Genomic DNA, 8,682 nt, shown 5'->3' with positions numbered 1-8,682 from the left:
GTGAAGTCGAGCCAGCCTTTCCAGGTGAAGTCCTCGATTTTGCCGGCGCCGAAGGTGTCGGTGTCGGGGTCGGCTTCCTCGAAGTTGAGGGGTTTGCCCCCACTCATCATCGGCTTCGCGGGGCCCAGGGCGATCCCCTTCGGGAAGCGCTTGAAGAACACGTTGAAGAAGACCGTGAACCGGTGCCAGGCCACCCCCATGGTCAGCACCAACCCCACGACGACGAACCAGACCATCGAGATCACGATCTTGAGGCCGGCCACGCCCCAGACGGCGTTCTCCACCGTCGTCCGGGAGAGCCCGGAGAAGGCCCGCACCAACGGGTAGCTGACCGCGAAGTGGATGTCGTAGCTGTCCACGCCCTGCAACACCCCCTCCAGTCCCCGCAGGAGGAGCACGAGGACCGGGATGGCGACGATGACGAACTCGACGAAGTAGGCCTGCCAGAAGCTCGACCCGGCGAACCGGGACTGCCGCTCCGGCCGGCGCGGGTGCTGGAGCTGCCGGATCGCGACCAACGTCAGGCCGGTCACCAGCGTCGCCGCCGCGAACACCTCGGTGACCAGCTCCAGCGGCCACCAGTGCCCCAGCACCGGGAGCACGAACGCCGGGTCGAACAACTGGCCGTAGGCGTTGAGCAGGGTCGGCACCAGCAGGATGAACCCCAGGAACACCCACCAGTGCGCGAAGCCGACGAGCGTCCACTTGAGCATCCGCGTGTGGCCGAGGGTCTCCCGCAGCGTGCTGCCCAACCGCCCGACCCAGTCGTCGTGCCGGGTGGGGTCGGGCTGGCCGAGCCGGACCACGACGACCAGCCGCCACAGGGCGCGGAGGAACAGCCACCACCCGAGCACGCTCAACGGGATCGACACGAGGATGGCGGCGAGCTGCATGGCCGGGCTCCCTGCGCGGGTGGGTTCGGGCCGTCAGGTCCGATTCTGCGCAGTCCGCGGTCCCGGGCGCTCGCCCAACCGGTGGGAAGCCCGACCCGCCGCGCGCGCCGTCCGGGCGCCGGCCGGCGGGCTGGCCCTCACGCCGCGCGCCTGTGCGCGTGGAACCGGAACGTCCCGCGGCGCAGGGTGACCCGGATGTCGCCGAACCCGGCCCGGCGCAGCCGCTCGCCGAGGGTGTGCGGGTCGACCGGGTTGTAGGTGTCGCCCAGGTGGACCAGCCGGAAGCCGAGGCTGTGGGCGTTGTCGGCGCCGGCGAAGACGCCGCCGGGCCGCAGCACCCGGTGGGCCTCCGCGAACAGCGCGTCCTGCAGGTCGGGCGTCGGCACGTGGTGCAGCATCGTGAAGCACACGACCCCGGAGAACCGCGCGTCCGGCAGCGGGATGTCCGTGCCGTCGCCGTGCAGGACCTCGACCGCGTCGCCGTGCCGCTGCCGAAGCCCGGCCACGAGGGCCGCGTCCAGTTCGAGCGCGGTCAGCCGTGGCACGCGGCGGACCAGGACGCGGGTGGTGGCCCCGTAGCCGGGCCCGATCTCCAGCACGTCGGCGCCCAGGTCGACCCCCTCCAGAGCCCACGGGATCGTCCGGCGCTCCACGCCGCGCGCCCACAGCTCCGACCGGCACGCCCACGTGTGGAGACGGTTCATCGGCATGGGCCGAAAGCTATTGCGCCGCCCGGGTTTTCCGCCACGCGATACTGTGCCAGATCATGTCGCGATCCGGACACGTCACGCCCCTGCCGCCCCTCGGCGCGATCGTCGTCGGCACGTTCGACATGTCGCGCGGGGAGCGGTTCGACTGGCACGAGCACACGGTGCACCAGCTCGCGTGGGCCGCGCGGGGCGTGCTGACGGTCAGCGCGCGCGGCAGCACGTGGGTCCTGCCGCCGACCCGGGCGTTGTGGATCCCGGCGCGGGTGCGGCACACGACGGGCGCGACGAGCCCGGCCACGATGCGCAGCCTGTACTTCTGGCCGGACGAGTGCCCGGTGGACTGGGCGGCCCCGACGGTGGTGGAGGTGCGCGGCCTGCTCCGGGAGCTGATCGGGCACCTCGCGGGCGAGGCGGTGCCCGCCGACAGCAGGGCGCACGCGGAGGCGCTGGTGCTCGGGCTGCTCACGCCGCTCTCGGTCACCACGATCGACCCGCCGGAGCCCCGGGACGACCGGGCGCGGCGGGTGGCGGCGGCGCTGGTGGCCGATCCGGCCGACGGGCGGTGCCTGGCGAGCTGGGGCCGGCTGGTCGGGGCGAGCGCGCGCACGCTGGCCCGGCTGTTCGTCGCGGAGACCGGGATGAGCTTCGGGCGGTGGCGCGGCCAGGCCCGGCTCCGGGCGGCCCTGCCGCTGCTGGCCGAGGGCGTCCCGATCGCCGTGGTCGCGCGCCGGGTCGGCTACGCCACGCCCAGCGCGTTCGTTGCGGCGTTCCGCAAGGCGATCGGGGTGCCGCCGGGCGCCTACTTCGCGCGCGACCGCGGGCTCTGACCGGCGCGGGCGGGACCGGGGGAGCCGGGCGGCGACCAGGCGGTCGGCCTCGTCGGCCATGGCTACGATCGCTGTTTCCTCGCTCCGGGCAGGGCCGAACCCCGGCCGAGGGGTGACAGCTCGGGTCCGGGCGACGGCACGACCAGTCGAAGCGACCCCGACGCGGCGGCCCGCCAGGCCGGGTATCTCCGGGAGCACGCGGCGGTGGTCCGGCCGCACGAGAGCCGGGCGCGCCTTCTACCGGCTCACCCGGAACGGGGGCCAGCACGAGAAGTGATGTTCACCCGAAGGTGTGATCTTCGGGATTAACCTGACGGGTGACGATCACGCGTTCGGCACGGGAGGCCAGGGCGATGGGCACGTACGTCTTCGACCAGACGTGGGAGCGCGAGCGGGATCGGCTCGCCGCGTTGGAGGACCTCTACGACGGCCCCTCCCTCCACCGGCTGGCCGCGCTGGGCGTGTCCGCGGGCTGGCGGTGCCTGGAGGTCGGCTGCGGCGCGGGGAGCGTGGCCCGGTGGCTGGCCGGGCGGGTCGGCCCGACCGGGCACGTGCTCGCCACCGACACCGACCCGCGCTTCGCCGAGGGGCACGGCCTGGCCAACCTCGACGTGCGCCGGCACGACGTCCTGGTCGACCCGCTGGAGCCGGCCACCCACGACCTGGTGCACGCGCGCGCGGTCCTGGAGCACATCCCCCAACGGGGGCAGGCGCTGGAACGGATGGTCGCCGCGACCCGGCCCGGCGGCTGGGTGGTCGTGGAGGACTTCGACATCGGCGGGCCGATGACCCTGGCGACCGCCCGCTACTACCCGCCGGAGCACACCGGGTTGGCGGAGCGCCTCGGCAGGGCGTTGGAGCGCCTGTTCGCCGACAGCGGCGTCGACGCCGGCCTCGGCCAGCGCCTGCCGGCGATGTTGACCGACGCCGGCCTCGTCGACGTCGCCGCCGAGATCCACGCGCCGGTGCTCCCCGGCGGTGTCCAGGGCTTCTTCCCGCTCACCCTGCGGCGGCTGCGACCGCGGCTGGTGGCCACCGGGCTGCTCGACGACGGCGAGGTGGACCTGGTCCTCGACCTGCTCGACCAGCCCGCCTTCCGCTACGTCCCGAACTTCATGGTGATCGCCTGGGGGCGGCGCCCGCCCGGCTGAGCCGGGCGACGGGCCGGCCGGCGCCCCGGTCGGCCCGCCCCCGGTCACGGCCTGCGCGCCGCGAGGGCGCGCAGGCCGTCCGCGCACTGCCGGGTGAGCGCCAGGATGTGCCGCACCACGTCCGGGCTCGCTCCCGCGCTTCCGGCGAAATAGTTTTCATTACGCGTGTAGGCCGCTTTCACCAGCGGGCTGTGCCGGCCGCGGAAAACGACCAGCGTGCGCAACAGGTCGGTCAACGCCTCGACCGCCGGCCGCAGTTCCGGATCGGGCGCGCCGGCCGGCCCGACCGCGCGAATCACTCGCGTGACCAACGTTTCCCGGCCTTTGCTCCCGGCGAAGACGCGGCGCCACGACGGCAGGCCGTAATCGATCAGATCGTCCTGGAGCGCGGAATGCGCGGGGTCCCCGCGGTCGCCCGACCACACCACGCGGTCGAGCAGGTGCAGGGGGACGTGGGCGGCGGCGGGGCCGTAGTAGTGCCGGCCGGCGATCTCGACGTCCTCCATGTACGGCCGAAGCCGGGCGAGGAAGAACCGGGCGGGGTCCACCACCTGGCCGACGACGCGCATCACGGCCGGCAGCACCGCGAGCCGGGCGACGGCGTGCCGGCAGGACCGGGCGAACCGGGGGTCGCGGACCTCGGTCCCGGCCAGGCTGACCAGGGTTAACGCCGCGTCCTCGACCGCGGGCGCCGTGCGCCGCACCGCGTCGATCAGCACGCTCTCCTCCGCAGCCCCGACGAACATCCGCTGGCGGGGGCCGCGCGGGTTCCACGCCCCGTAGTGCAGCACCGTGTCCCTCGGCACCATGTCGGTGGCCGCGCCGAGCGCCAGCAGCGGCCCCTCGGCCTCGGGCACCGCCGCCAGCGGCTCCACGCCGTGCCGCTTGAGCGAGCCCAGGAGCATGCCCAGGTCGCGCATGGCGGCCAGCCGTCCGACGGTGTCGCGCGGCGGCCGCTCGTGGTATACCGAAATCAGCGCGCGCAGCGCGCGCGTCAATTCCGGCACGTCCACCCGCGCATTCATCTCGGGCAGGGCGGCCAACAACGCGTCGGCGCCCAGGGGATCGTGATCCGCGACCGCCCGGCAAAACCGCCCGGTGAGCCGGAGGTCGGACGTCGTGCGGCAATTGTTTAGCCGTACGCCGTCCGTGACCATTACCCCCACGATCGGAATATTCGCCCACCGTGGTTCCGCGGTCAAGGACGTGTCGGTGAACGGTCGGCGGCGGCCTCCACACCCGAGTGACACCCCGAGCGGTGACGCCCAGGCCGGCGAGCCGTGGCGGTGATTCCCGGTGCGACCGGGTATGCACTCCGGGTGGACCGAGATCGGGCGCGGCGGCGCTCGGTGCTGGACGTGGCGGCCGTGATGGTGGCCGCGGCCCGCCGGGGTGAGCTCGACACCGCGGTGGAGGCCCTGCTGCGGCTGCGGGACGTGCAGGGCCGCATCCCGCGCGCCGACCTGCGGCTGCTGCTGGCGGTGCTGGTCCGCTACGCCGGTCAGCTGCTCAGCGGCATCGCCGGCGACGCGGCGGGCCCGGACACCGACCCCGGCGAGGCCAAGCTCCAGCTCCTCGACGAGCACGGCCCGGTGCCGGTGGACCGGGTGGCCCCGCCCGACCGCACGATCCTGCGCGCCGTGCTCGCCGCGATGCACGGGCATCCCGAGGACGCGGACCTGCACATCTCGATCGCGGTGGAGAACGCCGAGCGGCAGCACTTCTCCCACCTCATCGGCCGGGCGGTGGAGCTGGCGAGCGGGGCGGTGGTGGAGGCGGAGCGGCGGCGGCTCCCCATCCCCGCCCTCCAGCTCCCGCCGCGCGTGACCTGAGGCGGCGCCCGCTCCCGCGCCCCTCCCCCCGCCACCGCCCCGCGATCGCGGTCCCGGCCAGGCGCTCACCGCGAGTGCCGAGCTGGGACCGGACCTGGTGAACCTTCACCGACCTGGGAACACTCTCCCGGGGCATGGCAACGTCACCAGGGCCGACAGGCCGAGCTGCCACGACGGGTGACGCCGAGTCCACCCGGCGCGTTCGGCGCCCGTGTCACACGGATTGCCGATGCGGACCCCGGGCTTTTTCTCTTTCCTATGAGGGGCTGGACGCGGTGTCCGCCACTCCTTGAGCACCCGGGTGCGTCGCCTCCGCCGTCCGGCGACCGGAGGGGGCGCACGAGGGCAGGGGGTCGGCGATGGCGGAGCGAGCGGTGGCCGGGACACCACTGGCGGCGGACGACGACCCGCCGCCGGAGGCGCCGCCCCGGCTGGCTCCCGACCACCGCCGACCGCGCGCGGGCGCGTTGCCCGGTCCACCGGCCGACGTCGCTCAGGACGACGTGGTGCGGCACCTCGTGCAGGCGCTGGTGCGCCGGGTGGTGGAGCTGGGTGGTGTCGCGCTCGACCGGGAGCCGCCGTTGCTCGACACCACCCAGCTGGGGGTGCGCTGCGTGCTGGTGCGTCCGGCCCCGCCCCCCGAGCGGCTCGCCGCCCTGCTCAGCCCCCGGGAACGGGAGATCGCCCGGATGGTCGGCCTCGGCCACACGAACAAGGCGATCGCCACCGTGCTGGAGATCAGCCTCTACACGGTGTCCACGCACCTGCGGCGCGTCTTCGCCAAACTCGGCGTCTCCACCCGGGCCGCCATGATCGCGGTGCTGTCGGGCAACCCGCACCTGTTCGACCTGGAGCCCGACCACACCGGTCAGGGCCGGGTCGGCACGTAGGGAACGCCGCAGAACACGGTGTTGACCGCGTTCAGCACCGGCATCGCGATCTTCCCGAACTCCCTGTCCGCCGACTGCACGTTGAGCGTCGCGATCACCTGGCGCTGCCCGTCCTCACTACTGAAGGCCATGGAGACGAACCCGGGGATGCTCCCGGTGTGCCCCCACGCCGTCACACCGCAGGTGGTCTTCAGGGTCTCCAGACCCAACCCGTACCCGGACCACGGCTCCTTCCCGGTGGGGACCGTCACGCGCATCGTCTCGACCAGCCGGGCCGGCAGGAGCCGCCCGGTGAGCAGCGCGCGGTAGAAGCGCTGGATGTCCGACGGGGTGGACACCACCGCGTAGGCGGCCCAGGCGAAGGAGGGGTTCAGCTCGGTCACCTTCGTCATCCGGCCCGCCGCCAGGTAGTAGCCGGACGCGTGCGGCCCCACCAGGAAGGGGAAGGTGACGGGGAAGTAGCTCGCGCGCATGTCGGCCGGCCCGAAGACCCGCTCCCGGAGCGCGTCGGCCAGCCCCCCGGTCAGCCGCTCGATGATCATGCCGAGCAGGATGTAGTTCGCGTTGGAGTAGGAGAACTTCTGCCCCGGCTCGCCCACCGGCGCCTGCCGCAGCGCGAAGTCGACCAACTGGCGAGGGGTGAAGGTGCGGCGCCCGTAGACCGCCGGGTCCGCCATCTCGGGCACGTTGATGTAGTCGGGCAGGCCGCTGGTGTGCCGCAGGAGCTGCTCGACCGTGATGCGGTCGCCCCGGGGAACCACCCCGGGCAGCACGGACGCGACCGGGTCGGCGAGCCGGAGCCGGCGTTCGTCGACCAGCTGGAGGACCACGGTCGCGACCATGCTCTTGGTCAGGCTGGCGGCGCGGAACCGGCCGTCGGCCGGCATGGGCGCGCGGGTGTCCAGGTCGGCGACGCCGCTGGTGGTCCGCCACCGCGTCGAGCCCTCGGCGACGAGGGCGGTCGCCCCCGGCGCGCCCTCGGCCACCGACCGGTCCAGCTCCCGCTGGATGGCGGCTCGCCGGTCGGCCTGGTCCGCCGTGGCGGCGGCCGGCGCGGGCGGGCTGGTCGGAACGCTCGCGAGGGCGGCCGGTCCGGACAGGACGGTGGCCGCCGCGACGAGCAGCGCCAACCCTGTCCTTCTGGTGTTTCGTCGGGTCACGCGACCGATGCTGGTTCGTGATCCACTGCGCGGGCGTCAGCCCCGGGTAGCGCCCCGCCTCCGACCGTGGGCGGAGTCCCACCACGCCCTGGCACCAGAACCGGTGGTCAGACGACCGAACCGAGCCGCGCCAACTCCTTGCTGTGGTGGCGAAGTCGCCTGATCAACGCGTCGCTCCGCCGGAGGACCCCGCGATCCCGGGTCTGTCGCCGGACGTCGTCGTCCCGGGCTGGCTTTGTCCGACCAGGTCGTGCTCGACCCCACCACCGGACTCCAGCCGTTGGATGGCGGAGATCAGGCGTCGGGCGTTCTCCGGGCCGCGGAGCAGGTGAGCGGTCTCCTGGTGGGGTTCGTCGTTGTCGGGCTGGCCGATCACGACAGCCTCATGTCCAGCAGGGGTGGTCAGGTCTTCGTCGGGATCGCGCACCACGGAGGCAGGCACCTCGGCTCAGGCGTTTCCCGGCGAGGAAACACGTTGTCCACCGGTCGTGAGTCGGATCAGGACTGGCGGCCCAGGAAGGCGACCAGGCGGTCCGTCGGCGAGGCGTCGTCGGCGACCGACCTTCGCGCCGATGATGCCACCGCTCGCTGCCGGTCGGATGAAGTGCCTGGCGAACACCAGGAGCGGCTGGGCCAGTCCGGTCGGGATCACCGGGTCCTGCCCGCTGGCCCTGCCGATGTCCCAGCCGTGCACGGTGGCGTCCAGCGCGACGAGGTTCACGACGGCACCGGCCGGCACCTCCCCCATCGGCATCGCGCGGGGTTCGCTCATCGCCGCCGGGTCCGTCGGCCGGGCGGCGAGGAAGGATTCGGTGGCACGGTCGAAAGCGGCCAGTGCGTCGGCGCCGACGTGGTCGGTCGCGGCGGTCACGTCGGGGGCCAGCGCGGTGGGCTCGACCTGGTCGCCGGACAGGGCACGGGTCAGCGCCGCGATCGTGCCGATCAGGTGGTTGGTGACCTGGCTCAGGTTCCACACGGCGCAGGGCGTGGGGCTGTCCCAGGGGGTCGCGCCGATGCCCGCGACCTGTCCCTGGCGAAGGCGAGGCTGGGCCGCACCAGGTCGACAACGGCCATCGCCACTCCCCCGTCGCTCGGTCCAGGGCTGGCGTCAGGACACTGACCTCCAGCCGCTCGGAGGCTGTCGCCGACAACCGACAGAAAAGCGGAGCTGAGAACGCGCCCGTGTTCGGGTGGCTGACTCTCAGCCACGGTCCGCCCA

Annotated in this window: 9 protein-coding genes and 1 pseudogene; 4 read left to right on the top strand and 6 right to left on the bottom strand. The window is 73.6% G+C overall.

Annotated features, from left to right (window positions below; genetic code table 11):
- Positions 1-893 (bottom strand): annotated as a pseudogene (locus BUE43_RS31910) (Fe-S oxidoreductase); the annotation flags it as partial.
- Positions 894-1,030: 137 nt separating this feature from the next.
- Positions 1,031-1,603 carry a class I SAM-dependent methyltransferase gene (locus BUE43_RS31905; protein ID WP_073490077.1) on the bottom strand — a complete coding sequence of 191 codons (573 nt, stop codon included), beginning with the start codon at positions 1,601-1,603 and terminating at the stop codon, positions 1,031-1,033.
- A gap of 56 nt (positions 1,604-1,659) precedes the next feature.
- Between BUE43_RS31905 and BUE43_RS31900 the strand changes: the two genes are divergently transcribed.
- Positions 1,660-2,430 carry an AraC family transcriptional regulator gene (locus BUE43_RS31900; protein ID WP_073490076.1) on the top strand — a complete coding sequence of 257 codons (771 nt, stop codon included), beginning with the start codon at positions 1,660-1,662 and terminating at the stop codon, positions 2,428-2,430.
- Positions 2,431-2,747: 317 nt separating this feature from the next.
- Positions 2,748-3,581 carry a methyltransferase domain-containing protein gene (locus BUE43_RS31895; RefSeq protein WP_143174523.1) on the top strand — a complete coding sequence of 278 codons (834 nt, stop codon included), beginning with the start codon at positions 2,748-2,750 and terminating at the stop codon, positions 3,579-3,581.
- A 44-nt stretch (positions 3,582-3,625) separates the two neighbouring features.
- Here the strand turns inward: BUE43_RS31895 and BUE43_RS33170 are convergent, their stop codons facing one another.
- Positions 3,626-4,738 carry a monodechloroaminopyrrolnitrin synthase PrnB family protein gene (locus BUE43_RS33170; protein WP_143174522.1) on the bottom strand — a complete coding sequence of 371 codons (1,113 nt, stop codon included), beginning with the start codon at positions 4,736-4,738 and terminating at the stop codon, positions 3,626-3,628.
- Positions 4,739-4,900: 162 nt separating this feature from the next.
- Between BUE43_RS33170 and BUE43_RS33940 the strand changes: the two genes are divergently transcribed.
- On the top strand, positions 4,901-5,413 hold the full coding sequence (locus BUE43_RS33940) for a hypothetical protein (RefSeq protein ID WP_143174521.1): 513 nt from the start codon (positions 4,901-4,903) through the stop codon (positions 5,411-5,413).
- A 359-nt stretch (positions 5,414-5,772) separates the two neighbouring features.
- On the top strand, positions 5,773-6,303 hold the full coding sequence (locus BUE43_RS31880; protein ID WP_083960388.1) for a helix-turn-helix transcriptional regulator: 531 nt from the start codon (positions 5,773-5,775) through the stop codon (positions 6,301-6,303).
- Here BUE43_RS31880 and BUE43_RS31875 read toward each other — a convergent pair.
- The 3 genes from BUE43_RS31875 to BUE43_RS31865 all read right to left on the bottom strand — a co-directional run bounded on the left by BUE43_RS31875 (position 6,282) and on the right by BUE43_RS31865 (position 8,478).
- Positions 6,282-7,463, bottom strand: coding sequence for a serine hydrolase domain-containing protein (locus tag BUE43_RS31875; RefSeq protein WP_159447827.1), 1,182 nt, complete (start codon positions 7,461-7,463; stop codon positions 6,282-6,284). The two genes, BUE43_RS31880 and BUE43_RS31875, sit on opposite strands and share 22 nt — an antisense overlap.
- A 163-nt stretch (positions 7,464-7,626) precedes the next feature.
- Complete coding sequence (locus BUE43_RS34885; RefSeq protein WP_200797749.1) at positions 7,627-7,893, bottom strand: type II toxin-antitoxin system Phd/YefM family antitoxin; 267 nt, start codon at positions 7,891-7,893, stop codon at positions 7,627-7,629.
- Between the two features lie 18 nt (positions 7,894-7,911).
- A complete protein-coding gene (locus BUE43_RS31865; protein WP_083960386.1) occupies positions 7,912-8,478 on the bottom strand; it encodes a maleylpyruvate isomerase family mycothiol-dependent enzyme in 567 nt (188 codons plus the stop codon).
- Positions 8,479-8,682: the final 204 nt, after the last annotated feature.

This window comes from Streptoalloteichus hindustanus, from assembly GCF_900129375.1.
GTDB lineage: Bacteria > Actinomycetota > Actinomycetes > Mycobacteriales > Pseudonocardiaceae > Streptoalloteichus > Streptoalloteichus hindustanus.
This window is presented reverse-complemented; position numbering and strand designations above follow the sequence as displayed.

Bases quoted from the DNA above. Each gene is read 5' to 3' on its own strand.
- BUE43_RS31900 (WP_073490076.1), top strand. From the start codon at position 1,660: ATGTCGCGATCCGGACACGTCACGCCCCTGCCGCCCCTCGGCGCGATC.
- BUE43_RS33170 (WP_143174522.1), bottom strand. From the start codon at position 4,738: ATGGTCACGGACGGCGTACGGCTAAACAATTGCCGCACGACGTCCGAC.
- BUE43_RS31905 (WP_073490077.1), bottom strand. From the start codon at position 1,603: ATGCCGATGAACCGTCTCCACACGTGGGCGTGCCGGTCGGAGCTGTGG.
- BUE43_RS31880 (WP_083960388.1), top strand. From the start codon at position 5,773: ATGGCGGAGCGAGCGGTGGCCGGGACACCACTGGCGGCGGACGACGAC.